This is a genomic window from Bdellovibrionales bacterium (assembly GCA_019750295.1).
In the GTDB taxonomy this organism is placed as follows: Bacteria; Bdellovibrionota; Bdellovibrionia; order Bdellovibrionales; family JAGQZY01; genus JAIEOS01.
Map to the genome: position 1 here is coordinate 1 of JAIEOS010000138.1, position 24,360 is coordinate 24,360.

A 24,360-nucleotide genomic window follows, 5' to 3' on the forward strand; every position below is an offset into this window, starting at 1 on the left:
GGGTGATTGCACCGAGAGCCGTGCCCCGTCCCGCGGTCGCTAGCGCGCCCGTATTGCAGTGAGTGAGAATGAGGTCTCCCGGTTGAATCTTTTCCGCGGCCACTTTCGCCATTTCTTGGCAAAGCTGAACATCCTCGGCGAAGATGGCGCAAGCTTCGTCGTAGGCCACCGAGATCTTTGTGCCCTGTTGAGTTTTTTCGATCATTCGATCAATGGCATACATCAAGTTGACGGCCGTGGGACGCGCGTCTCTTAAACTTTGAGCCGTCTTTAAAAACTCCTGGGCCGTGGGATTTTTTCTTTTGGACCAAACACCTAAAGCCAAGGCCGCGGCGACACCAATCAAGGGGGCCCCACGCACTTTCAACTGTTGAATCACATCAATCATTTGTTGAGGAGACTCAATGAGTAGCCATTTTTCTTCGCAAGGTAAAACTTGTTGATCGATCACTCGTAAATCGAGATCATCCAATTTCAACGCAATGGAATCCAACTTCATAACAATCTCTCTCCCATTTGTTTTCGCATTTCTCTTAGGGCCTCTACCTCATCCTTCGGAAGGCGTGTCAGTTGACCCATCGTTTGAGCTTTATATAAAATTTCTGCCGAATGCTCCACTCGCTCCATGCCACTATAGGCTTCCATCAGGCTTTCGCCCCAAGTGAGAGCTCCGTGACGACTCAGAATCATGGCCCGGCACTGAGGTAAAAAGGGATGGAGATTTGTTCCCATGCTAATTCCACCCGGTCGTGCGTAGGGAACCATTGGAATTTTTCCAGCAGCTAATATGACTTCTGATAAACACTCCGAGGGAAGCTCCTCGAGTTCAGGAAACGCCACACTCCACGCGATGGCCGTGGGAGGATGAGCGTGAACAATGGCGCGGGCCTGTTCGCACTTTCGGTAGACTTCCAAATGCATTTGCCGTTCGCCGGAAGGCTTCCCTTCAATCACGTTATTGGCGAGATCAATCACCGCAATGTCTTCCGGCTTAATAAAAGCTTTTGGCATTCCCGACGGAGTAATAAGGATATAGCTATCGTTAATACGATAGCTCACATTGCCATCCGCCGCGGCCAGCATGTTTTTCTTGTGGAGAAGCTGACAGTATTTAACGATCGCTTTTTTAATGACTAAGATGTCGGATTTCATGTTGTCCTTGGGTGATGTTTTTATCCCTGAGGTATTCAATGACCTTCTGGTAATTGGTCATTTTATATCGAGTCCACTCCGGCGCAATCAACTCGTCCCAGCGAGAGGCTAGAGCAATAAGACGATGAACATAGATGTCGGGAGAAAGATGCGCCAAAAACGCGGCGACGAGTTCGCAGTACGGCTCAAATTCAATCGGAGTAAACTCTTCGGCGAAGAACATTTTTTCAAGAGGAGTGTTCTTAAGGACGTGAAGATTATGGAGCTTCACATTATTGACCTTAAGCTCGTTACACATCTTCGCTGCGTGAATCACGTCGGCCACGGTTTCTCCAGGCCAACCGAACATCAAATGCAATCCCAATGTGACATCGGGACAATGCTGGCGAATGCGCTCCACACCCTTAATGGTTTGTTCCGCCGTATGCCCCCGCTTCATCCATTCCAACTGTTTATCATCAAAACTTTGGGCGCCAATCTCTACACTCAAGAAAGTCTTTTGACTGGTTTCGTGCCAAAGATTTAAGAGCGCTGGGGATAAACAGTCAGGGCGAGTTCCAACGACAATTCCGACCATTTCGTCAAAACTCAAAGCAATCTCAAAAGCATCTTTAATTTTTTGCAGTTGATTAAATGTGGTGGTGTACGCTTGAAAATAAACGAGGAACTTTTTGGAATTAAATCGCTCGGCGACTTTTTCGCGATGTTCGACAATTTGTTTTCTTAAAGTTTCTTTTTGGTTCTGGGGATAGGCGAAGGATCCGTATTCGTCGCAAAAGATACACGTCTCCATCCCTTTAAGACCGCGACGATTGGGACAATCGTCGGCAAGAGCCACGGGCACTTTAAAAACCTTTTCCCCAAAGGTCGATTTGTAAAATTGGGAAATCGGGTTATAAGGGAGCTGTTCATTGCCAAAAAGCATGGAATTTATTAACCGATGATGTTAACCATGGGCAACAAAAACCATGATTTTAGACGTAACTACAGACTATAAGCGTATTACCACGGGCGATAATAGCCCCAGCCTCGCCCTACCGCCCACGTGGGAGCCCATGCACGCGCTGGAAGGGGCTTTAACAGAGACTCTTTACATCTATAAGCCCACCGTCGAAAAGACCTTCCAATTTGTGGAAAATCCCGTTTTTATCTCCGTGGGCCTGGGGCTTGGCTACAACGAGATTCTGATTGCTTGTGAAAGCCTTAAACAACAAAAACCTGTCGGTGAAATTTTATCTTACGAGGCTGTGAGCTTTCTTACAGAAAATTTTGCAAATTGGCTCATCCAAAAAGAGTCCGTCTTGTCTGATATTTATCAAGAGATTCTCACAAGCTTCGCGAAAATCTATGGCCTCGACGAATCCCATATTAAATCTCATCTTCTAAATCTTTGGAATTCAGGAAAACTTAAAATTCTTGGACGCCTGGAGGAAAGTGAAACCCGTGCGGCCCATGGAATTCTCTTCGATGCGTTTAGTAAAAAGACCTCACCGGAACTTTGGGACGAAAACTTTTTAGATCATTTTTTTAAAGAGGCCACACAACCAGTATGTTTTATATCGACCTACGCGTGCAGCGGAGTCCTCAAGCGCGCTCTTCGCAAGAACAATTTCACCTTAAATATCATTAAAGGCTACGCCAAAAAGAAAGAATCCACTTTCGCCGAACGATAGGTAACAGTTCCCTTTTTGTTGCGATCTGCGCAGCAAAAAGGGAACTGTTACCTTAATTTAAGTTAAGAGCTTTCGTTGTGTAGCTCAGACACGTTTTGATATGGGCCTTAAGCTTATCTTGAATATCTGCTTTTTCTGACGCCGTGTAATTGGCGTAATCTGTCTTTGTCGGAATTTTAGCATCGCTGGTCACGTTGGGTTTCCCACCAATGCTATCAAAAGTCCATTGCCAGGCCATCACAGTTTCGTCGGCGGTATCATACACTCGCGCGATCGCCAGAAAATAGGGATTGGCCGATTCACCCATGAAATTTGAAACCTGGTAAATCCCATAGCCCGGCTTGATCAGAGGAGCGTTGGAGTAGTTCGCAGGGAGTATAACCATCAGCGCATCATAGCCTTGAGCTTTCGCATCTTTGATCAACTGACTAACGGCTGCGGGATCAGACCCCCGCGAAGGACTCGAAATCGCGCCCACTTTTTTAAACTGACCGTTTTTCTTGAGAGTCTCCACCACGGTCGCTTCGACCAGAGCATCAATCTTGAGATCTTTCGCGTCGATTTGTTGCTCATCATTATCGAAGGTGGTGGTTCCTACTTTTACAAATTGAAACTGCGGTCCCTGCAAAGACACCACCGCCAGCTTGTTGATCTTCGCCCGATCATCTCCGCTAATTGCGCCTCTCATGCCCATCGAGGAGCAACCACTGATGAAGAATGTGAATATTAAATAAAGAGCGAATTTTTTTAAAAGCATTTGTTGACCTTTTCTTATTGGAGAGTGAATTCAATTTTTAATGGAGCGTGGTCAGAGCTTTCGATCTGATCTAAAAGAAGGCTATCCACCAACTTCACTCCCCTAACGAAGATATGATCCAAGGTTTGCTTAAATATTCCAATGGGATTTTCGAGCGGGACGCGCTCCATTTGGATCTCTTGCATGCGTTTAAAGAGATGGGCGCGCCGATCGTTATTCCAAGTATTAAAGTCTCCCGCAAAAATCAATGGACCCACATGTTGACGCAACTCAATCATCACCGCATCGATCTGCGATTTGAATGAAGCATTGCTGAGGTCGAAATTTAAACCGTGAAGGTTCGCCACCATAAGAACTTCGCCGTTCTGTAAGCCGTACTTTGCAATCATCGACATCTTCGGTGTATTCGTCACTGGCTCTGTCTTTGGACTTTTCAGAGCAAAAGCTTCTACCGCCTGATGTTTAGAAACTGTAGCTACTCCCGTCCACTGGCCGGCATCAGCAAAACTTTTAGCAAAGCTCCATTGATAATCCAACGTCGCATCGATCAGTGATTTTTGAGAAGCATCTAAGAGAAACTCTTGCAACAGCACAAAGTCGTTCTCCGTAATGAGCTTCGCCAAATCTTCGAGTGCTCCGTACTGTTTATTCTTATAAATGTTCCATGTGACGAGAGAGTAGGTTTTTTCCACCTGGATCAGTTCTGTTTTACCTTGTCCGTATTGATCCATGAGCCCCTCGTTCATCCGCAGCGACGACGTAAAAATCATCGCACATATCGGTGCTGCCGCCCAAAAATTTCTCATAGTTAAGACCCCCATCTTATGGAAAAAGGTATAGCGAAAGACGATTAAAAATCCTAGCGAATCTCAGAGGACGAGCCATAATGCGGCACGCTACAAGCTGGGACTTGTTTATTTGAGTTTGAGAGAGAGGGTTAAGGCAAATTCAGCGACAGTTTCCCCGTTGGCTTCCGCTCGCGCCGGGATAGTTGTATTGACTCTATCTCCGGACTGAATGGCCTCTTCCACAGCCTGAGTGATGATTTCTCCCGCCTCGCAAATGAAATAGGTGTCATGTTCCGAGCGCTTAATAAAATCGGCCTTAAAATCTTTAAACACGAGCTGTACGTTTTTTTGGGACTTTTTAATCTGGTGGAAGGCGAGGTAGCCGACACACGTGTCTGCGCCGATGGCCAACGCCCCAAAGTACATACTGCCTAAATGGTTTTTAACGATCTTGCGAAAAGGAATTTCCACTTCGCAGGTCGTGTCAGTGAGTCGAACCACGCGCGGAGATGTCAAAAACAGTAACGGAATTTTAAGTAAGCCAAAGGCTCGCATTTGAAGGGTGTGAAATGCGTTTTCGGGGATGTAATCTTTGACATTAATCATATGAGGTCTATTCTAAAGAACAACACAGGAATTGGAAGCATTTCTTTTTTTAAGAGGGCCCTCAATGAACGAATTAAATCCCATCTCTACCCCACTTACAAAAATGTTTAACATGAAGTATCCCATCATCGGCGCACCCATGTTTTTAGTGAGCGATCAAAATATGGTGGTCGCGGTGGGAAATGCCGGCGGCTTGGGGGCCGTTCCCGCTCTCAATTATCGACCCATCGAAAAGTATCGCGAAGCTTTACAAGAAATTAAAAAAAGAACTCAAGGGCCCTTCGGAATCAATATTATCGTACAAAAGTCCAACAAGTATCAGGATCAGCATATTGATATCGCCCTCGAAGAAGGTGTACCGCTGATTATTACCTCTCTCGGGAGCCCCAAATTAGTGATTGAACGGGCTCAAGGTACATCTACAAAAGTGTTTTGCGATGTGGTCGGCCTTAAGCACGCCAAAAAGGTGGCGGACATCGGTGCCCACGGGCTTATCGCCGTGGGTAGCGGCGCGGGTGGACACGGGGGAGACACCTCCCTTTTTGCACTGATTCCTTATCTCAAAAAACACATTGATCTGCCCCTGGTCGCCGCCGGGAGTATCTCCGACGGAAAAGGTCTTTTGGCAGCACTCGCTTTAGGAGCTGATGGCGTGTACATGGGCACACGCATGATTGCCTCCCAAGAAGCCAAAGTCTCTAGTGATTATAAAAAGGCGATCGTTCATGCGGGCACTGATGACATCGTCAACACCGATCGTGTCGACGGCTTCCCCGGAAACTTTATTCGCACACCCTTGCTGGAAAAAGTCTTAAAACCCAACTTTATTGACAATGTCCTTAGCCAAAATGCGCGGGTGAAACGGATGATCTCCCTTTTGCGCGCCGGAAAAGTGCTCTTTGGAACCGATAAAAACAAACTCTCCTACAACAATGTATTTTCCGCAGGGCATGGTGCAGGCAATATTGATTCCGTACTGACGATTGAAGAGATCATTCAAAACACAGTCCGAGAGTACCATCAGCTTAAGAGTAAATTGCCTTAAAAGCTTTTATCAAAGATGGACTTCATCTGTACCTTGAGAACGGACCAGTCACTCTTAGCCTGGTCCTTATCGCCCGCATGAAACATATCTACACGCCCATCCTCTCGCGAGTAACGAAAAGTCACGAGCTCTACAGACGGGTGACTTCCGTAAGCCGCGACCATCGCATCAATATTCTTCTGTTTGTCGTCGATAAAAAGAATAGCCTTGTATCTCTTCGGTGCTTTGCAAAGATAAGTTTTAAGAATCATTCCCTTGTGCTGTCCCGAAGAGAGAATAATATTTTTTCCCACGCTGATCAGGCGTGGATCGCTCAATTTAAATGTGACCTTATCTTGTTCAGAGAGGCACGACTTTTTAAGATTCTGAGGATCGTAAGGAAGGCCATAAGTTATTTTGTGATCGTGATTCCCGTTCCAAACAGGAAGATCATGACGTTGGATTTCCCTCTCGGTCACATCTCTAAAATCGGGACCACGGCTGGTCAAAAGTATTTGCTTAATTTTAGAGTTCTTTAGAGAGTGCAGAATCACTGGAGCATCGGGTTGTGTCAGGCGCATCGCACCCAGATTGTAAAGAAGCCCCTGAACTTGAAGCAACCCACTAAAATTGTCAGAAACTCGATCGCCATTTTTTTCATCAGTCAGGATGGAACTTTGCCAATCGAACCATTGATCGCTACCTATGTCTGTTTGCATAGCCAACAAAGTATTATCTAAATCATAAACAATGAGAATTTCTTTAGAGTCATAACGCTCTACTAGCTCCTGAACCTTTAGAGGAACATCTCGTAAATCCGATGTGGTATATTGGTCGAGTGCAACCGCCCAAGACGTCATCATAAAAAAGGCAATAAACACAAAGTACTTCATAAGATCTCCCTTTAATTTTGATACTTGTAAGAAAATTATCGGGGCATGTCCCGTCAGGAGTCGATCAGCATTAGGTTGGTTGTCGGTTAAGAATTACAACATGACGTATATGGTCATTGGCCGCTAACGGTGACAAAATCAGAAATGAAAATAACATCAGGGCTACAACTTTACATCGTGAGGTTTTGCCTTGGGCACACTATTTCATAAAATCGCAATTTTGTTTCGAATGATCTTTGGCCAATGGAACTGGCAGCCGCCTCAATGGCTTAAATTTGTATCTCATAAATTTCGAAACTCAGCGATCGGAAAAAAATGGGATCAACTGGTGGCTCGCGCCCAGCAAAATCCTCGGAAAACCAAAAAAATGACTCTTATGGCTGGGCTCACCTCGGTGGCGATCATCGCGTTGGGAATTGGGATCCAAGCGTATTTGGATTCCCTGCCCAAGCCGGACTATGTGGAGATTTCGGTATCCCCTCCTCTTGCGACCACACCCGATACGAAAACGGTTTATCCCGTCACTCTTACTTTTTCGAAATCTGCGGCAAGACTCGAATTGATACATCGCGATGTTTCTTCAATGGTAAAAATGTCTCCCGAGGTGTCGGGCTCTTGGAATTGGACGGATGACAAAACGCTAACCTTCACCCCGAATGCCGAAGCTTTTAAAACGGATTGGCTCAGTGGCACGGAGTACTCCGTCACTCTAAATTCGAAGATGTTCCCAGACCATGTGAAGTTTGAATCCTATAAAAAAACCTTTACCACTCCTGCGATCACGCTCTCGATGTACTCAGGCCGATATTACATCGATCCCCTTCAGCCAAAGAACAAAAAGGTCGTCGCGACGGTCTACGCCAGTCAGCCTATCAATACCGAAGAGTTTAAAAAAAGTATATCGATCACCTACCAATCGGCAGATAAGTCTCTTCTCGGGGGACAAGGGAAGTCACTGACTCCTCAAGTGACTTTTAATGCATATCTGACAGAAGCCTATATAGAGACCGAAAATATTTCGATCCCCGAGGTCGACTCGGTCGTTGAAATTTCGATTGATAAAGGAATTCCGTCAATGAGAGGTGGAAAACCCAGCGCCGCAGTAGCACAAACCAAAGTGGATGTTCCGGGTAAATATTCGGCGTTTCAGATCAGAGATGTTAAAATTATTTTTGCTCGAAATGAAAAATTTGAACCCGAGCAGGTTTTTGTTTTTGATACAAAAACCGAAGTTAAATCCGAGGATCTTCAAAAGGCGCTCAAAGTTTACTTACTTCCCGCTGATCATACTCCTCCAGGCTCAAAAAAAGTTGTTAAAAACTACAACTGGAGCTCCGCAAGCGAAGTCTCACCGGCTTTAAGAAAAGATCTCAAAGAAGTTGACCTGCAACTTCTACCGACCGAGGAAACTTACACGGCTCTTCATAGCTTTAAACTCAACGTTCCGATCAAACGCAGTCTACTGATCGAGATCACAAAGGGAGTCAAAGGACTCGGTGATTACGAGCTCGGAAAGACCTACACGGAAGTGATTCGCGTTCCCGACTACACCCCTGAGCTCATGTTTATGAGCGAAGGCTCCATCTTAAGTCTTTCGGGAGATCGCAAAATTCCCCTCCTCGCAAGAAACATCGAGAAAACTAAATTTAATATCGGTCGTGTTCTCCCTCATCAAGTGAACTTTATGATCTCTAAAATCTTCTACAGCGACGATTTTAAAAAGCCCTACACCCAAGATGTGGATAATATGATCATGGAGAACTTCGAGGAGGAGCAAAATCTCCCGATGAAATCCAAGACCGAAACGATTTATTTTTCTCTCGACTTGAAACCCTATATCAAAAACTCGAAGGGATTTTTTATCATTCGCGCTTCGGGAGTGAGTTCGAACCTCCCCGAGGCCCCGGAAGAATTTGAAAGCGAAGGGGACGGTGAATACGCCAGCGAAGAGGCTGGGACCTACTCCCCTCGTTCTTTGGAAGATCGTCGACTCATTATGGTGACCGATCTTGGACTTATCGCCAAGCAGAACACCGCGGGATCCACTTTAGTTTTTGTTCAAAACTTAAGATCCGGCTTGCCCGTCGAGGGAGCCACCGTTGAGATTATTGGGAACAATGGGCAGGCCTTTATTTCTCAGACGACCGACGCCAATGGACGCGTTACATTTCCAAAACTCGATAATTACAGGAACGAGAAAAAGCCCCTCGCTATCGTCGCTAAAAAAAGCGACGACGTGTCTTACCTCCCCTACCGCATGGGAGATCGCCAGCTTTCTTTTTCACGCTTTGATGTGGGGGGAGAAATCGAAAATGCGGATTCGGATCAACTGGCTTCTATGCTTTTCTCCGATCGAGGACTGTATCGTCCTGGAGATAAAGTCAATATTGGGATAATTCTTCGACCGAAGGTCAAATCCGATGCGATCACAAAACTCCCGTTGATGCTTGTGGTGACGGATCCGAGAGGTCACGTTTTTAAACGCGAAAAAATCCCGGTAAAGACTTTTAGTCTGCAGGATTTTAGTTTTAAAACTCACGATAACAGCCCAACCGGCGATTACGTCGTGTCCTTGGTCCTGATCAAAAAAGAAAAAGGCAACGAGCGTGAAGTGATCGTGGGCTCCACAACAATAAAGGTGGAGGAGTTTGTTCCTGATAAATTAAAAATCACAACTCAACTTATTCCTTATAAAACCAAGGGGTGGATCCCATTAGATAAAGTTGATGCCAAAGTCTATTTGAAAAACCTTTTTGGTTCCGCCGCCGAAAGTCGAAAGATTAAAGCCGAATACACCCTCACTCCGGTAAGCCCTTACATCGCCAAATTCAAAGATTACACTTTTATTAATCCCAACAGCAAAGACGCTCAATCTGTGAACGAATCTTTGACCGAAAAATTGACGGATCAAAAAGGCGAAACAGATTACCAGATCGATCTCAAAAAATTTCAAGGCTATTACCTTCTTCGCTTCAAAGCGGAAGGGTTCGAGGCCGAAGGGGGCCGCTCGGTGGACTCTATGATTTCGACCACCGTGAGCCAGCTCGATCACCTTGTGGGCTTTAAAGCCGATGGATCTTTGTCATTTATCAATAAGGACACCGAGAGAAATGTAAAACTCATTTCCCTCAATTCCGATCAGGACCCTAGCGAGAGCTCGGTGAAACTGGCTCTGACCGAAATCAAATACGTTTCGTCGTTGATGAAACAATCGGATGGAACTTTTAAATATCAATCGATTAAAAAAGAAAAAGAAATCGATACAAAAGATCTAAAAATTTCGAAGGCCGGGGCGTCGATAAAACTTCCGACCGATAAGGCCGGCCACTACGTTTATATCGTAAAAAACGATAAGGGAGATGAAATCAATCGGATCGATTTTAATGTGATCGGCGAGGCCAACCTCTCTCGATCCCTGGATCGAAATGCCGAGCTCCAAATCGTTCTCAATAAAGAGGATTATCAAAATGGCGAAGAGATCGAACTCCAGATCATCGCGCCTTACAGTGGCTCAGGCCTCATCACCATCGAACGAGATACAGTATATGCTCAAAAATGGTTTAAAACATCCTCGAATTCAACGGTTGAAAAGATCCGTATTCCCGAAGGTCTATCTGGAAATGCCTATGTGAATGTGACTTTCTTGCGCGACATTAATTCCAAAGAAATTTACATGAGTCCTTTAAGCTTCGGAGTCCAACCCTTTACGGTGAGCTTAGACCAACAAAAAACTCAAATTACCCTTAAGTCTCCGGAAAAAGTTCACCCTGGAGAAAAACTCTCGATCCAATATTCCGCGAGCCAACCCACCTCTCTCATCCTTTATGGGGTCGACGAAGGGATCTTGCAGGTTGCAAGATACAAACTCCCCAATCCTCTCTTGCACTTCTTCCGAAAGCGGGCCCTTCAAGTGGAGACGTATCAGTTGCTCGATCTTCTCCTGCCCGAGTTTTCTCTCCTTAAAGAAATGTCATCGACCGGAGGAGACGGCATGGAGGGTTCAGCGGGAGATAATTTAAATCCGTTTAAAGCTAAGGGACTGGCCCCGGTGGTATTTTGGTCGGGAGTTCTCAATGCCGACACCAACACTAAAACCTATACTTACGATGTTCCTGATTATTTTAATGGAAGCCTACGAATAATGGCCGTGGCGAGTTCCACCTCAGGAGTGGGATCCACCGAAAGCGCGTCGTTCTCCCGAGGGGACTTTATCATTACGCCCACCACCCCGGTCTTCATTGCTCCATCTGACGAAATCCATGTGGGCGTCAATGTTTCTAACCAAATCGAAAATTCAAAGAGCTCCACCGAGGTCAATTTGAGTGTGAATACCTCCGAGCAGCTCGAAGTGCTTGGAGAAAAAACGAAGAAACTCAACATTCCTCAAGGTCGAGAAGTGGGATCTTCATTTGTTCTCAAAGCCGGAGACCGTCTCGGAGTGGCCGACCTGCAGTTTTCGGCGACCAATGGAAAAGAATCCGCCACGTTTAAACATCAAGTGAGTTTAAGACCGGCAACGCCGCTCATCACAACCGTGGAGACCGGCATTGCGGGGAAATGGCCTCTGGATTTAAATCTCTCCCGCAAAATGTTTAAAGAGAAAGCCAGCAATACGCTGGCGATTTCTCCTACGCCGCTCGCGATCAGCTCGGGACTGATTCACTTTTTAAATGATTTTCCCCATGGCTGCACGGAGCAGATTGTTTCTCAAACAATTCCCAGCCTAGCATTGATGGGGCAAAAAGATCTTCCGTCTCATCTCAAAAAAGCGAAGGAAGCTCACGAGAATCTGATATCGGTCCTTAGGACACGGCAGACGCCTCAGGGAGGATTCTCATTGTATGGAAATAGCAATTCCGATTCCCACCCCGCGTCTCTTTACGTCATCCACTATCTTTTGGAAGCGCGCGAGCGAGGCCTGGATACGCCAGAAGACATGTCCGTGGCCATGACTTCTTATTTGCAATCTTCAGAATTAAGAAAGGTGGCAAGTCTTTCTCTGGCCCGCACTTTTGCGCAAGCTCTCTACCTTCAGGCACGTTCGGGGTTAGTTCCAACGAATGATTTAAACTTCCTCATGGAAGCCCTTCAGAAGTCCTTCAAGGATCAATGGAGGACCGACGCCATTGCGATCTATATCGCAGGCACCTATCAGCTCCTCCAGCAGGAGGACAAGGGCTGGACTCTTTTAAAAGATCTTAAAATGAATGAAACAAAGGTCGTCGACTTCTCCTCTTACTATGATTCAATATCACGCGACGCTCTTTTAATTAATATGGTGTCTCGTCATTTCCCGGGCCGACTCAAGGACGTATTAAATAACGAAGCTCTTCAAGCATTTGTAAAACCAATCTTGAATCGTCAGTTAAATACCGTGCAGGCGGCCCAAGTGATTCTTGCCTTCTCGAGTTTAAACACTTTAGCGGAAAAGAAAGGTTTCCCGGGCTCAATCCAAGCCCAACAGATCGTTTCTGGACAAGCCTCACCCATCGCACTTCCTAATAAACTTGTGAGTGAAGTGAGCGTAGGTCTTGATGCCGAAAAAGTAACGATCAGTGGAGATGAGTCCATGCTTCCGGTGTTTTACTCGATGACTCAAAAAGGCTTTGATCAAACTCTTCCTAATCAAGAAATCAAAAAGAAGATCGAAGTGTCGAGAGTCTTTGAAGATCACAAAGGAAAAGCTGTTTCCACTGTAAAAATGGGGGATGAAGTGACGGTCAAACTTCGACTTCGAGGGGTCGATAAAACATATATTCCCTATATCGTCATCGTGGACTTGTTCCCCGCAGGATTTGAACTTTTAAGAGACGAAGTGGTCTCCAATGCGGAGTCGCTCGAAAAGCGAGAGGATCGGTTATTAGTGTACACCTCCGCCTCGGAAACATTGCAGGAGATCACTTATAAATTAAAGGCCACTCATAAAGGAAAATTCTCTGTGCCTCCTGTTTTCGCCGAGTCCATGTATGACCGTTCAGTTCAATACATCGGCGTGGCTCAAAAGATCACGGTGGACTAGCAGATCTCCAATAATATCCATTTCAGCCTCCCCACCCAGACGTGAGGGGGCTTCTCCATTGACAGTCTCTCTCCCAACTGGCGAGCTAGAGATATCAACCCAAAAAAGGAGACTCACATGTCAAGGATGGCAGTACTTCTCGTATTCTCACTTTTAGCGTCAATTTCCTTCGCTCAGGAATCCAAGAGGGACGTCGAGCTCAAAGCCACGCAACTGCGCTTTGAATTCGCGAGCCAAGATGGCGACCTCCTTTATCAGTGCACTCACGAATTTATTGATTCGCTTCTCGACTACTCTGTCACTTGTTTTCGAGAGGAAGCTCCGGATTACAAGTGGAATTTTATCGTTCATCCACGACTTTTTGTCCACGAGCGCCCTCAGCCCCCTCACTTAAGCTACGAATTACTTTTCTGGGTGACCGATCGCCAATTGACCGGGGGTCATCTGGGACAATTTTTGGGAACGACCCTTTGGCTCCATTTGCAGGACGCAACGCCATTGATGGGTTTTGAAATCGGTCAAGACGTTCAAAACACCTTTGTTTTGAGAATGCACGTCAGATTATAAATCCCCATTTGAATTTGCATCCCCAATTGCGCTAGAATTGGGGCATGAAACGCTACGGGATCGTCTTTCTTATTGTACTGGTCACCGCCCTCATCGCGTCGCCTTTTCTCAAATTAAAAGTTCTTAACGGGGTTTCCTTTTCTCGCGAAGTCTATGACAAAAACGAAGTCTTACTCCGCCTGACTCTCTCTGGGGATGAGAAGTATCGAATATTTACTCGCCTCGAGGACATTCATCCTCAATTTGTGAAATCGGTGCTGCTGTTAGAGGATCAATACTTTTACTATCATTTTGGAATCAACCCTGTAGCTCTGGTCCGAGCTTTACTTTCTATCAACGAAGATACGGGACGTTCCGGAGCTTCGACCATCACGATGCAGTTGGCACGAATTCGTTTCGGGCTAAAAACACGAACATTGAAAGGAAAGCTCTTCCAGATGGTGCGCGCCCTTCAACTGGAATTGACCCACTCCAAAAAGGAAATTCTCGAAGCCTACTTAAATCTTGTTCCCTATGGAGGACCCATCGAAGGAGTTGGTGCGGCCAGCCGTATTTACTTTCATCGATCCCCTAAGGATCTCAGCCTTTCGGAATCTTTGCTTCTCGCGGTGATCCCGCAAAGCCCAAGTCGTCGCAGTCTCGTTCAAGGGGGTGAAACGCTAAACCCTTCCCTCCTTTCGGCCCGAGAACGTTTACTTCGACGTTGGATGGAGCAACATCCCGGTGATCGCGAACATCTCGTCAATCTGCAGCTGCCATTGGTCTCTCAGAAACTTAAAAGTTTACCGTTTCTTGCTCCGCACTTTTCGGAATACGCGTTACGTATGTCGACCTCCGTCAAAATAAAAACAACTTTGGATCTTCCACAACAAAAGATCCTCGAGGACAAAGTCAAAAGTTACGTGGAACGGCAAAGTCACTTCGGAATTCAAAATGCAACGGCTCTCATCGTCAATCACGAAGACATGTCCGTAGTGGCCGCCGTTGGCTCGAAAGACTTCCACGATGAATCGATCCAGGGGCAGGTCAACGGTTTACTCGCTCGCCGCTCTCCCGGCTCGGCCCTTAAACCCTTTGTTTATGCTTTGGCCTTTCAGCAGGGCCTAGGACACCCCAAAACTCTACTAAAGGACACACCGACAGAGTTTGCTCTCTACGATCCCGAGAACTTCGATAAAAAGTTTTTAGGGCCGATTTCCACGCAAGAGGCTCTCATTCATAGCCGAAATATTCCTGCACTTACACTTTCCAATCAATTGCGCCGTCCCGACTTTTATGAGTTTCTTAAATCTTCAGACATGCATCTCCCTCGCGATGCCGATTACTATGGGTTGAGCCTGGTTCTCGGGGGAACCGAAATCTCCCCTTGGGAACTGGCGCAATTTTATGCCATGCTCGCCAATAAAGGACGTTGGCAACCTCTCAAAATTTTTGAAACTCAAAAATTAGAATCGAGACAACAACTCACGCCCGAAGCATCGATAGTGACCTTATACATGTTGACTCATACACCTCCACTTCACACGGGATACCACAAGAAGTGGACCACTTCGGTTTATCCCGTCGCCTGGAAGACAGGAACTTCTCATTCATTTAGGGACGCTTGGACGGTGGGGGTGGTCGGTCCCTATGTCGTTGTGACCTGGGTCGGAAACTTCGACAACGCTCCCAATCCTCAGTTGATTGGCCGAGACATGGCGGCACCTCTGTTTTTCCAAATCATCGATTCTCTACCTGATCAACATCTTAAGAATCCAAACTGGCTCCAAGTGGCGGGCACCGAGCTCAAAAAAATTAATGTCTGCAAACTCTCGGGCCATCTTCCAGGTAAATATTGTCCCCACCAGGAATTGACGTGGTATCACCCGGGAGTCTCCCCCATAAAAACTTGTGATATTCACCGCCCGGTTCTTATTAGCAAAAGAACTGGCAAAAGAACATGCGGAGAACTCTCTGGAGAAACAGCGATCGAGATTTACGAGTTTTGGCCTTCTGATCTCAAGAATCTTTTTGCCAAGGCCGGAATTCGCCGCCAGGAACCTCCTGAATTTGAGGCTCAGTGTGATCTCTTCGCGGAGGACTCCAAAGGACAGGCTCCGCAAATCACATCGCCCGGGCGGAATATTTCTTATCTTAAAAGCTTATCTTCCGCGAGCGAGAATAATTTAATGAGTTTACAAGCTGTCGCTGATGGCGATGCCAAAGAACTCTATTGGTTCGTCGACAAAAACTTTATAGGAAAAACCAAAACGGATCAGACGCTGCAGTACTCACCCACCGTGGGCGAGCATTTGATCAGTGTCGTCGATGATCGTGGCCGAGCCGACCACCGCACCATTCAAATTGAAGCGGTTCAATAGAACTCTATATTTTTTTTAATTTCCCATCCTTTTATCGATAACATTTGAGAACTGTGAGATTTTCGCCCCGGGTTGTTATTCAGAGGGGTTTTTGTGGGTTATGGGGTTTTGTTCGCGACTTTAGTATCTATTTCTAATTTTGTTTTCGCTAACGATCATTGCACCTCGCAAACACAACGGCCCGAGCCGATCATCCGCCAAAGTGAATCTTCGTTTGGCCAAGAGATCGAAGATATTTCTGCACTTTTCGAGCGCTATGTTGTCTCTGGTCAACGTCTTGAATACCGGGGATTTATGGAGAGCGGAAAGTTCTTAGTTCCTCACATGGCAAGCAACGAGACCGCAAAGCCCGTAAAAGAGATTGTCGAATGGCCGCTTCATCTTCCCCAAGCGATTGCCATTCATCTCGAAAAAGCTTTCGAAAAGGGCTATGCGAATTTTCCAATCATGGCGGACATGGGCCATGGACATTTTTATATTCCCAGCGAAGATTACAAAGCTCTTAGAAATCGACCTTACAAGGAGGTGATCCACGCGGTCTTGCATCACCCTCGCCTTCGCATTTTGTATCACACCGCCGAGCATCTCGCCTACGTGAGTGATCAACAGACAATCGTCCCGCGCTACGAATTCCTCCGAGCTCACCGAAACATCGTGGGTTCGATCGACGCTCCGGAAGATATTCAAATCGTGAGTGAGCCCTCTATCAATAATACCGTAGGAGGCCTCCCTGGCTGGTCAGGATTTGGCTCATTCTATCTTCACGTCAGCGGGCGAGGATGTTTTCCCTTTAATTATAAAGGCCGCCCGTTAAAATTAGATCTTGGGTTTATGGGCCCAAGCTATGTGCCCTCAGAGTCTGATCACTGCACCGATGGGAACTCGACCCTTTGCCGGTAATTCCTTACTTCGCGCTAAAGGCGAACTGGTAACTGGCGCTCACTTTTGAACCTTCAGGAGCTTTTGGAAATTGCCAAAACGGCATTTTTCCAAGGACACAATCTACGAAAGTCTTGTCCTTAATCTCTGAACTCGAATCTGCCGTAAACTTCGAGGCTTTGCCCTTATCATCCAATTCGAAATTGACTTGAAGCTTTCCTGCAAGTCCCGGGACCCGTACCACCGCATTCTTGTAGCAAACCTGAACCTCGTATTGATGAGGCACTATGGCTTGATGAATCTCCTCATTCGAAATTGCCAGAGCTGAGATCGAAACAAACAACCCAAAAAATATCAAACTGGATTTCATTGTGAACTCCTTAAAATACCATTTTGAACCACCCACGTCGAATTTCCAAATATATTTTAATTTAGTAGTAACTTTTAAAGGTGAGCTCCGTAATCCCATATATGAAATATATATTCCTCATATTAATGCTTGTTTTCTCTCAGCTATCGAGATTTCATCGCGGGAGACTGGCTCCGGCTACGAACTCGACTCCAGGTGATTTCTGATGATGCCGATTTCCCGGATCGAAAGTCGGTCAGAAAAGGTGATCCCGCACGAGCTGATACTTCCGAATGGCAAAATCGGCTCGAAATTTTTTTTCCCGGGATATAATAATGATTATTGGGGCGAACTCAATCTTGGACTAGCAAAGGATCTTGACGAGCAACAAGGCCTCTACGCGGACCTCCAAGTTAAAATTAAGTTATTCAACTTTCGCGTACCTTACGCCCAAATCTTGATCGAGCCCAACCTCTACGCCGGACTCGGTGGGGGCGATTCCTCTCACAATGAGTATCTGTATGGCCCCTCCGTGTCCAAGGGTGGAATCACAAATTACACCTATGGGGCATGGTTCGCCTTCCCTGAAGAGGCCGATCGATTTTACCCCATCATTCAGATTCGCCGCTTTGAAACGACCAGTGACTTTGCTTCCAGAGAGTTTGCTCAAGGTCGAGGCGAAGGTTGGTTGTTTTCATTCATTGCATCGGTGCAAGTTTTTTAAAAAGAAAACCAGTCTATATTAAAACAGACAAGTTTTTCTTCGGGAGATTTTTGAATTCGCTTTAAAAACTTTGCAATCAAGGCCACAAGCTCCTCCCTCAAAGCCTCCTTGTCTTTTTCAGACATAGACATCGGCGACGAGTAGAAGAGATCGTCATCGTGGGGCTGCTGTATCTTCTCCAGCGCTTTGAGACGCCAATTTCGTCGATGATTATTAATTAAAGGAGAATTTGAATCGAGATAAGTTGTTCTCGGTCCGACACTAATTTTACCGTCTTTTTCCACGCAGAGTCCGTTATCGACAAGAAATGTGATCACCTTATTGACGAGAGCTCGGTTCAGTCCAAAATAATCGGCCATCTCTTCGGGAGTATTATGGGTTGGTAATGCAGATAGCATTCTCAAGCCGCTGTAATACCAGTTCGAATAAAATATCGCTTTATTTTCGTCGGAGATTTCGTTGTGTTCGATGATCCGAGATTTAATATTTTTACCCTCAGCCAGTAGTTTTTTTTCTTCTTTAAGGTAAAAATCCCTGAGATCGTGAGTTCCGGCACGATCTTTATGAATCATGTTCACGAAGTACCGTGTTTCAAGATCACTCAATCCCAGAAATTGAGCGATACGAAGGCCTTGCTCCGGAGTCAAATGCCTAGATCCTTTAAAAATTTGGCTGATCGCCGTAGAGTTAACACCCAAATGAAGTGCCATCTGCCGAAACTGACCTCGACCTCGATGAGGCATCAGGGAGACTTTTTCGCGAACAAACTGCTTATAATTCGTAAAATTAAATATCGCCATAAATCATATATTTCAAATATTTAGCCAATAATATTTACATAAAAGTAAACTATAAACCTTATTGTTTAATAAATAAATCTATTTATTAAAACGTGCCTCATTTAGTTTCATTTTCGAAATTAACCGCAGGCTCGCCTGCAAGGAGATCTAAAATGAACAAACAAGCTATCTGTAAAACGAATCGTCACATCTGTAATACTTTCTGCTCAGACAACCAAAATTTGACGGGCACTAAATAAACACTAAACTCTTAACTCTCGAGGAATATATGAATAAATTCTTTCTAGCTCTATTAACCACAGTACAAATTTTCACCGCTCTTTGTAGCGAAGCTCAAGCCATTCCATCTATCACAACAAAAGCGGATGGCACCGCCGACGCCGGCGGAGGAACCGTCGAAAAATCAACCGAGGCTGACGTGCGCGCGGCCGTTGACGAAGCTCTTTTCATACTGACCGACGCAGAATTCTTTGAAAAACTCAGTCGAGCCCGAATTTACAGCTCGAAGAAACTGAGCGAACGTGAATCAGATCAACTCTACCGCATCCAAAGAACTCTGAGTTACCCCCCTCTCGCAGCAATTCTTCCACTTCTCGAAGGAAAATCTCGAGACGACTCAGATGCAGATCTCGAAAAACAAAGAGTACTTCTTAACAAGTATTTGAAAAAAACTCTGATCGAGTATATTGATAAAACTAAGATTTACTTTTTAGATAAGGGATCCTGCCCAGCGAGCGACAAAACGAATGCCGATGCGAGTGTCAGTGAATTTGATTTGAATGCAAAAATCTGCTTCAGCCTCGAAAATCTCAAAAATATTCCTAAAGAATCTTTATTAAAGCACGTGACCGGACTATGGGCGCACGAGATCGGTCACATGTTTGGATTTCAGGAAGACGTTGTCGTATTGCTTCAGAATAGGATCGTCGAGGCCTTTGATCAAATACACTACTTTTCTGGTGTCAGAATGCCCTCAGTGATACGCTCTTACATCTGGGATATCACCGTAGCTTTAGATTATGTGGCCTTTATGCTTGAGATGGATGAGGGTGCAACTCTTAACAACGTGGTGATGACTAAATCAATTAAGATCAGTCAACTTCGATATAAGTTAGGCTTCGCTGCTGGGTTAAATACTGCATTACTCGAGATATTTAATAACAGGTCAGCCGCACCACCGCTATTTAAAAAACCGGAAGTTCAAAAGTTAATCGCAAAAAGTTTGCCTCTCATTCAGTCTTTTAATGAATTCCTAAAAGAAAGCTTCAATTCGTCCGATGAGCAAGTAATGAGTCACGACTATCTCATCTCCCTTCGTGCCCAAGCTAAACTTATGAATGAAATCCAAAAGATCTTCGAAGACGTAGAGCATCTTCAGTTTTCAAAATAAATACTCAAGAAACTCCATTTATAAAAATGGAGTTTCTCCTCTTCTATTCTCTTCTCTCCCTTAATTGCAAATTGACTTTTCCTGTCACTCCACTAAAACAAGTCATGGTTTCCGTGATCATCCCCGTATACAATCGCAGCGAGCTCTTGCAACGAGCGATTGAGTCTGTGAGTCGACAGTCGACCGAGGACTTAGAAATTATTGTGGTGGATGATCATTCAACAGAAGATATTGAATCGCTGTGCAGCCATCTCCATTGTCGCTACTTACTGAACAGCGGCCGAGGAGTCAGCGCCGCCAGAAACGCCGGGATTGTGGCCGCAAAATTTCCCTACGTGGCGTTTTTAGATTCCGATGACGAGTGGCTTCCCGAAAAAATCGAAGTGCAACTCCAATACATGATGGAACGCCCTCACCTCCAGCTCTCTCACACCAACGAAACATGGATCCGCAACGGAAAAGAAGTCCCTCAAAAAGCAAAACACAAACGGAGTGGGGGAAAAATATTTGAGCAGTGTACTGAATTGTGCGTGATATCCCCTTCGACGGTCATGGCTCAACGGAGTCTTTTTAACGAGATCGGATTTTTTGACGAGAACTTCCCCGTCTGCGAGGACTTTGATCTTTGGTTGCGAATCACGTCCGATCGGGCGATCGGCTTTATTGAGGCGGCAATGACGGTGAAACACGGAGGTCACAGCGACCAATTGTCACTAAAGCACCATTCTATGGATTTATGGAGAGTGCGAGCTCTTGCCAAACATATCGGACATCCTCTTTTGGCTCCGCAAGAAACTCAAGCTCTGGAACGTAGCTTGCGCGCCAAAGCCGACATTCTTTTAACGGGTTTTAAAAAATACCCGAACCCCGAAGCCCAAAGCGAAGTTGAGAACTACCTCGTTTTGCTCGGCACAAAATCGTCGCCATAAACCACTGAGTTCTCGCAAAATGCAAATGGGCGATCCGGTGCCCGCTTTCCACAGTTCGACATCAACCCGATTCTCATTTTTTATTTTCGCCCGCATGATCCTGTCCACAACAGGAGATTTAATGAAGTCCATTTTATTTTTATCTATTCTCGTATTACCTCTTATTTGCACAGCAGAGACTCAAAGCCAACCCAAAGAGGTCCATCAGGATAACTATATGGAAAAAAGAATTCATCAGGGGGATATGAGCGTCGATGCCAATTTTAATGCGGAATACACTACGGAGCTCGGCCTTACTCTTCGCGCGGATTTGAGTTATCAATATTTTTTCGCCGATAAGCTTTCGGCCGGCGTTGTCTATAAGCAGACCTACAACGACAACTCCCATCAACTTGCGATCGGACCTAAATTCACTTATTATTTTTATGAGAGCGATCGCTGGGCATTTTATGCCAGTCAGGACTTAGTTCAAAACAAATTGAAATACGAGAGTTCTGGCCTTAGAGAGAGAACCTATTTGAGCGCGTCGACCAGTTTTGGCGCAGATTACTTTCTCACACCCAATGTGGCTATAGGCGGTCAACTTTACCTCACCCACAAATTTAACAGGGATAGCAGTTACTCCGACCCTCAACTTGATCAAAGAAATGAACAGGCGTTAGACGCAGGAGCACTGCTGGGCTTTAAAATCTTCTTTTGAAACAAGACTTGAACCCTTTGACCCACACGCACTACAATCTCCATTGATGAATTGGAAGAGTGGAATATTTTTAGGATTTTTGACCGTCTTGGGCTTTTCTTTGTATAAAGCCCAAACACCAGAAGCTCCTGCAGATTCTATTAAAGAAATTCCCAAATCCACGACGAGCGAAAAAGAAACCAAGACCCTCCCCACCCCCCTCGCTATGGACAATAAAATCGCACCACCTAAAGAAAATCGTAAAGTGATTCCGCCTCCATCACCACCTATCGTTATGACGGTCCAGCAGAAAGAGAGCGGCACCGCTGTCTTTAAATATAAAATGGAAGACGGAGTGGCGGTGGTCTTTGAAGACGTCGTTTTAGGTCAACCTCAAGCCAATGCGCCGGCCTATGGGCGAATACCTCCTATTAAAACTTGGGAGGATGGAACGATCCCCATTCATATCCAACCCGATGTTGATCACCCGGATCGAGTGCGACAAGCTATGGAACTCTTTGCCGATACACCCATCGTGTTCGTCCCCTACGAGAATCAAAATGATGCTCTCGTGTTTATCGACGCCGACGGCGAGTGCAAATCCTATATTGGTAAAATGGGCGGGCGACAACCGATCTGGATTGGGCCTCAATGCGGTCCGCGAGAAATTGCTCACGAAATCATGCACGCTTTAGGATTTATTCATGAGCAAAATCGGAACGACAGAGACGGATTTATCAAGGTTTTTCCAGAAAACATCCAAGAGGGCTACGAGCAAAATTTCGAGATTCTCCCCGATGAATTTATGAAAATTAGCGGCCTGACCGATTTCGATTTTAATTCGATCATGATCTACTCTAAAACAATGTTTGCGAAGCCTGGAACCCATACTCTCGAATCCAAAAAAAGCGATACAGAAATTATCCCCGGCACAGGCTTAAGTCAGTTCGATCGCGCTCGCCTGGAAAAGGCCTACGGCGAAAAATGAGGCGATAAATATCGCGAAACTCATTATAAAATCACAGAGGCCAGAGTCGTAAGGCCATAAAAACCGTACAGAGGCCGATGACCAAAGTTAATGGAATTCCGATCTTTAAAAAATCAGCAAATTTGTATCTTCCTGGGCCTAAAATCAAAAGATTCCCATGATGACCTATTGGAGTCAAAAACGAAGCTACGGCCCCCACAGCGACAGTCATCACGGCGGCCGTGGGAGAAAGATGAAGATCTCTAGCCACAAGTAAAGCAATCGGAGCAAGTAGCACCGTCGTTGCCGCATCCGAAAGAATCTGGGTGAGCAAGGCCGAAGCCGCAAACAGCACAAGTAAGACGGTAAATGGGTTCCAACCCACGAGGAGGTGTGAGATCGAAGTGGCTAACAGCGCGGCCACGCCGGTTTTCTCCATAGCCATCCCCAGTGGGATAACTCCCGCAATCATCACAAAAATTTTAACATCAATCGACTGGTAGGCCTTCTCTAAGGAAAGGCATCGGGTCAATACCATCAGCAGTGCACCCATCAAAAAAGCAACATGCGGTGGTAACATCTCGACGGCGGCCGCAGCAATAGAGATCGCCATAATTAACGACGATATGATTGCTCTTCGTCGAACGGTGCGATTCGCTTTAATAGGGCTAATGAACGAGAAATCCTCGCTTCGCACTAAGGGTTCAAAATCTTTTTCGGTTCCCCAGAACAACAGCAGATCGTTGGGGAGGAGTTTAATCTTTGAAATTTCATTGCGCAGAATCTGCCCGCGGCGCCAAACTCCGGCCACAATCAGATGTTGTGATAAGAAATCGATCTGCCCGATCGATTGATTGACGTAGCTCGAGTAGGGCGAAAGGACGGCTTGGAGAATAATGGGTTGAAGTGCATTTTCGGCTTTATCGATTCCTTCCAGCTGACGGGAGTACTTTCTTATGGGATTTACCGCCAAGCCATTGTTCTCATCAATAGACACAATTTCATCGGGAGAAGCTTTCACCAAAAGCATGTCTCCCACCTCAACTACATCCGTCCCCGACAAGTTTTTCAGTCTCCCGCGACGGAGCCATTCTGTGACTTCGAAACGTTTTTCCGTAGCTGCGATAAATTCACCGATCCCCATTCCTGCCCACTTGGATCCTTCGGGCACAACAAGTTCTGTGTGAAAATTCTCGACTTTAAAGCGATCTGCGATATTTTGTCCTCCAAAATTCCGCGGTAAAATCCAACGTAAAAGTAATATCACCACGATACTTATAAGAGTGATGCTGATTCCAATGGGCGATATCGAAAAAATCGTCAGAGGCGCTGCGCCTGCGCGCTCCAAAATATTCTTGGCCAAAAGGAATGCCGGGGCACCGATCAACGTCATGGTGGTACCCAGCGAGGCCGCAGTCGCCATCGGAATGAGTAAACGAGAGGCCGGCATATTTTTCTCGGTGGAGAGACGGACCACCATGGGGAGCATCATGGCCGTGATCATAAGATGATGGGTGAATGCCGAGAGCAAGGCGACAATAAACATAATGACCACAATCGCGCGCGTCTCCGACATCCCTGCCCATTTGGTCACGCGAGATGCGATGTACTCGGTCACACCGGTTTGAGACAACCCCGCCGACATCACAAAGACCGCGGCCACAATCAGCGCGGGCTCGCTCGAAAATCCGGCCAAGGCCATCTTGGCATCGAGGATACCTGTCAGACAAAGAGCGATGATGACGATGAGTGCGATCAAATCCACACGAAGATATTCAGTAATAAACAAAAGAACTGTGATTAC

General features: G+C 45.9%; 21 protein-coding genes. 11 read left to right on the plus strand and 10 right to left on the minus strand.

Features of this window, described 5'->3' with window-relative positions; translation table 11 throughout:
• The 3 genes from K2Q26_15665 to K2Q26_15675 all read right to left on the minus strand — a co-directional run.
• Positions 1–499: S-methyl-5-thioribose-1-phosphate isomerase (locus tag K2Q26_15665; GenBank protein MBY0316957.1), on the minus strand; the 499-nt coding region annotated here is incomplete at its 3' end.
• A complete protein-coding gene (locus tag K2Q26_15670; GenBank protein ID MBY0316958.1) occupies positions 496–1,152 on the minus strand; it encodes a class II aldolase/adducin family protein in 657 nt (218 codons plus the stop codon). The genes K2Q26_15665 and K2Q26_15670, both read right to left, overlap by 4 nt.
• Positions 1,127–2,077 carry a TIGR01212 family radical SAM protein gene (locus tag K2Q26_15675; protein ID MBY0316959.1) on the minus strand — a complete coding sequence of 317 codons (951 nt, stop codon included), beginning with the start codon at positions 2,075–2,077 and terminating at the stop codon, positions 1,127–1,129. Before K2Q26_15675 ends, K2Q26_15670 begins: the two co-directional genes overlap by 26 nt.
• Before the next feature lie 43 nt (positions 2,078–2,120).
• Between K2Q26_15675 and K2Q26_15680 the strand changes: the two genes are divergently transcribed.
• Positions 2,121–2,825, plus strand: coding sequence for a hypothetical protein (locus K2Q26_15680; GenBank protein MBY0316960.1), 705 nt, complete (start codon positions 2,121–2,123; stop codon positions 2,823–2,825).
• Positions 2,826–2,877: 52 nt separating this feature from the next.
• On the opposite strand, the gene K2Q26_15685 is transcribed toward K2Q26_15680, so the two are convergent.
• The 3 genes from K2Q26_15685 to K2Q26_15695 all read right to left on the minus strand — a co-directional run bounded on the left by K2Q26_15685 (position 2,878) and on the right by K2Q26_15695 (position 4,976).
• On the minus strand, positions 2,878–3,582 hold the full coding sequence (locus K2Q26_15685; GenBank protein MBY0316961.1) for a hypothetical protein: 705 nt from the start codon (positions 3,580–3,582) through the stop codon (positions 2,878–2,880).
• A gap of 14 nt (positions 3,583–3,596) precedes the next feature.
• Positions 3,597–4,388, minus strand: a complete 792-nt coding sequence (locus K2Q26_15690; GenBank protein MBY0316962.1) for an endonuclease/exonuclease/phosphatase family protein — start codon at positions 4,386–4,388, stop codon at positions 3,597–3,599.
• A gap of 108 nt (positions 4,389–4,496) precedes the next feature.
• The gene (locus K2Q26_15695) at positions 4,497–4,976 is read right to left on the minus strand and encodes a DUF4442 domain-containing protein (protein MBY0316963.1); all 480 of its coding nucleotides are present in this window, start codon (positions 4,974–4,976) and stop codon (positions 4,497–4,499) included.
• Between the two features lie 64 nt (positions 4,977–5,040).
• Between K2Q26_15695 and K2Q26_15700 the strand changes: the two genes are divergently transcribed.
• The gene (locus tag K2Q26_15700; protein ID MBY0316964.1) at positions 5,041–6,021 is read left to right on the plus strand and encodes a nitronate monooxygenase; all 981 of its coding nucleotides are present in this window, start codon (positions 5,041–5,043) and stop codon (positions 6,019–6,021) included.
• Here the strand turns inward: K2Q26_15700 and K2Q26_15705 are convergent.
• Positions 6,018–6,893 (minus strand): DUF2608 domain-containing protein, encoded by an 876-nt coding sequence (locus K2Q26_15705; protein MBY0316965.1) that lies wholly within the window; start codon positions 6,891–6,893, stop codon positions 6,018–6,020. The genes K2Q26_15700 and K2Q26_15705 overlap by 4 nt on opposite strands.
• Positions 6,894–7,083: 190 nt before the next feature.
• On the opposite strand from K2Q26_15705, the gene K2Q26_15710 reads away from it, so the two are divergent.
• From K2Q26_15710 to K2Q26_15725, 4 genes are all read left to right on the plus strand, one after another.
• Positions 7,084–12,912 (plus strand): alpha-2-macroglobulin, encoded by a 5,829-nt coding sequence (locus K2Q26_15710; protein ID MBY0316966.1) that lies wholly within the window; start codon positions 7,084–7,086, stop codon positions 12,910–12,912.
• Positions 12,913–13,038: 126 nt separating this feature from the next.
• Positions 13,039–13,479 carry a hypothetical protein gene (locus tag K2Q26_15715; GenBank protein ID MBY0316967.1) on the plus strand — a complete coding sequence of 147 codons (441 nt, stop codon included), beginning with the start codon at positions 13,039–13,041 and terminating at the stop codon, positions 13,477–13,479.
• A 44-nt stretch (positions 13,480–13,523) separates the two neighbouring features.
• A complete protein-coding gene (pbpC, locus tag K2Q26_15720) occupies positions 13,524–15,839 on the plus strand; it encodes a penicillin-binding protein 1C (protein MBY0316968.1) in 2,316 nt (771 codons plus the stop codon).
• 93 nt (positions 15,840–15,932) lie between these two features.
• Complete coding sequence (locus K2Q26_15725) at positions 15,933–16,739, plus strand: hypothetical protein (protein ID MBY0316969.1); 807 nt, start codon at positions 15,933–15,935, stop codon at positions 16,737–16,739.
• A 4-nt stretch (positions 16,740–16,743) separates the two neighbouring features.
• On the opposite strand, the gene K2Q26_15730 is transcribed toward K2Q26_15725, so the two are convergent.
• The gene (locus tag K2Q26_15730; GenBank protein MBY0316970.1) at positions 16,744–17,088 is read right to left on the minus strand and encodes an AgmX/PglI C-terminal domain-containing protein; all 345 of its coding nucleotides are present in this window, start codon (positions 17,086–17,088) and stop codon (positions 16,744–16,746) included.
• Between the two features lie 205 nt (positions 17,089–17,293).
• On the opposite strand from K2Q26_15730, the gene K2Q26_15735 reads away from it, so the two are divergent.
• Positions 17,294–17,791 carry a hypothetical protein gene (locus K2Q26_15735; GenBank protein MBY0316971.1) on the plus strand — a complete coding sequence of 166 codons (498 nt, stop codon included), beginning with the start codon at positions 17,294–17,296 and terminating at the stop codon, positions 17,789–17,791.
• On the opposite strand, the gene K2Q26_15740 is transcribed toward K2Q26_15735, so the two are convergent.
• Positions 17,788–18,591, minus strand: a complete 804-nt coding sequence (locus K2Q26_15740) for a TIGR02147 family protein (protein ID MBY0316972.1) — start codon at positions 18,589–18,591, stop codon at positions 17,788–17,790. The genes K2Q26_15735 and K2Q26_15740 overlap by 4 nt on opposite strands.
• A gap of 268 nt (positions 18,592–18,859) precedes the next feature.
• Between K2Q26_15740 and K2Q26_15745 the strand changes: the two genes are divergently transcribed.
• The 4 genes from K2Q26_15745 to K2Q26_15760 all read left to right on the plus strand — a co-directional run bounded on the left by K2Q26_15745 (position 18,860) and on the right by K2Q26_15760 (position 22,577).
• Positions 18,860–19,981 carry a hypothetical protein gene (locus K2Q26_15745; GenBank protein MBY0316973.1) on the plus strand — a complete coding sequence of 374 codons (1,122 nt, stop codon included), beginning with the start codon at positions 18,860–18,862 and terminating at the stop codon, positions 19,979–19,981.
• A 104-nt stretch (positions 19,982–20,085) separates the two neighbouring features.
• Positions 20,086–20,910, plus strand: coding sequence for a glycosyltransferase family 2 protein (locus K2Q26_15750; protein MBY0316974.1), 825 nt, complete (start codon positions 20,086–20,088; stop codon positions 20,908–20,910).
• Positions 20,911–21,031: 121 nt separating this feature from the next.
• Positions 21,032–21,610: a transporter gene (locus K2Q26_15755; GenBank protein MBY0316975.1), complete on the plus strand. Its 579-nt coding sequence runs from the start codon at positions 21,032–21,034 to the stop codon at positions 21,608–21,610.
• Between the two features lie 46 nt (positions 21,611–21,656).
• Complete coding sequence (locus K2Q26_15760) at positions 21,657–22,577, plus strand: M12 family metallopeptidase (protein ID MBY0316976.1); 921 nt, start codon at positions 21,657–21,659, stop codon at positions 22,575–22,577.
• Positions 22,578–22,608: 31 nt separating this feature from the next.
• On the opposite strand, the gene K2Q26_15765 is transcribed toward K2Q26_15760, so the two are convergent.
• Positions 22,609–24,357: an SLC13 family permease gene (locus tag K2Q26_15765; protein ID MBY0316977.1), complete on the minus strand. Its 1,749-nt coding sequence runs from the start codon at positions 24,355–24,357 to the stop codon at positions 22,609–22,611.
• Between the last annotated feature and the right edge of the window lie 3 nt (positions 24,358–24,360).

Coding starts and splice junctions, on each gene's coding strand:
- K2Q26_15700 (MBY0316964.1), top strand. CDS start 5,041: ATGAACGAATTAAATCCCATCTCTACCCCACTTACAAAAATGTTTAAC.
- K2Q26_15740 (MBY0316972.1), bottom strand. CDS start 18,591: ATGGCGATATTTAATTTTACGAATTATAAGCAGTTTGTTCGCGAAAAA.
- K2Q26_15685 (MBY0316961.1), bottom strand. CDS start 3,582: ATGCTTTTAAAAAAATTCGCTCTTTATTTAATATTCACATTCTTCATC.
- K2Q26_15755 (MBY0316975.1), top strand. CDS start 21,032: ATGAAGTCCATTTTATTTTTATCTATTCTCGTATTACCTCTTATTTGC.
- K2Q26_15715 (MBY0316967.1), top strand. CDS start 13,039: ATGGCAGTACTTCTCGTATTCTCACTTTTAGCGTCAATTTCCTTCGCT.
- K2Q26_15750 (MBY0316974.1), top strand. CDS start 20,086: ATGGTTTCCGTGATCATCCCCGTATACAATCGCAGCGAGCTCTTGCAA.
- K2Q26_15690 (MBY0316962.1), bottom strand. CDS start 4,388: ATGAGAAATTTTTGGGCGGCAGCACCGATATGTGCGATGATTTTTACG.
- K2Q26_15680 (MBY0316960.1), top strand. CDS start 2,121: ATGATTTTAGACGTAACTACAGACTATAAGCGTATTACCACGGGCGAT.
- K2Q26_15760 (MBY0316976.1), top strand. CDS start 21,657: ATGAATTGGAAGAGTGGAATATTTTTAGGATTTTTGACCGTCTTGGGC.
- K2Q26_15670 (MBY0316958.1), bottom strand. CDS start 1,152: ATGAAATCCGACATCTTAGTCATTAAAAAAGCGATCGTTAAATACTGT.
- K2Q26_15675 (MBY0316959.1), bottom strand. CDS start 2,077: ATGCTTTTTGGCAATGAACAGCTCCCTTATAACCCGATTTCCCAATTT.
- pbpC (MBY0316968.1), top strand. CDS start 13,524: ATGAAACGCTACGGGATCGTCTTTCTTATTGTACTGGTCACCGCCCTC.
- K2Q26_15745 (MBY0316973.1), top strand. CDS start 18,860: ATGAATAAATTCTTTCTAGCTCTATTAACCACAGTACAAATTTTCACC.
- K2Q26_15735 (MBY0316971.1), top strand. CDS start 17,294: ATGATGCCGATTTCCCGGATCGAAAGTCGGTCAGAAAAGGTGATCCCG.
- K2Q26_15730 (MBY0316970.1), bottom strand. CDS start 17,088: ATGAAATCCAGTTTGATATTTTTTGGGTTGTTTGTTTCGATCTCAGCT.
- K2Q26_15695 (MBY0316963.1), bottom strand. CDS start 4,976: ATGATTAATGTCAAAGATTACATCCCCGAAAACGCATTTCACACCCTT.
- K2Q26_15705 (MBY0316965.1), bottom strand. CDS start 6,893: ATGAAGTACTTTGTGTTTATTGCCTTTTTTATGATGACGTCTTGGGCG.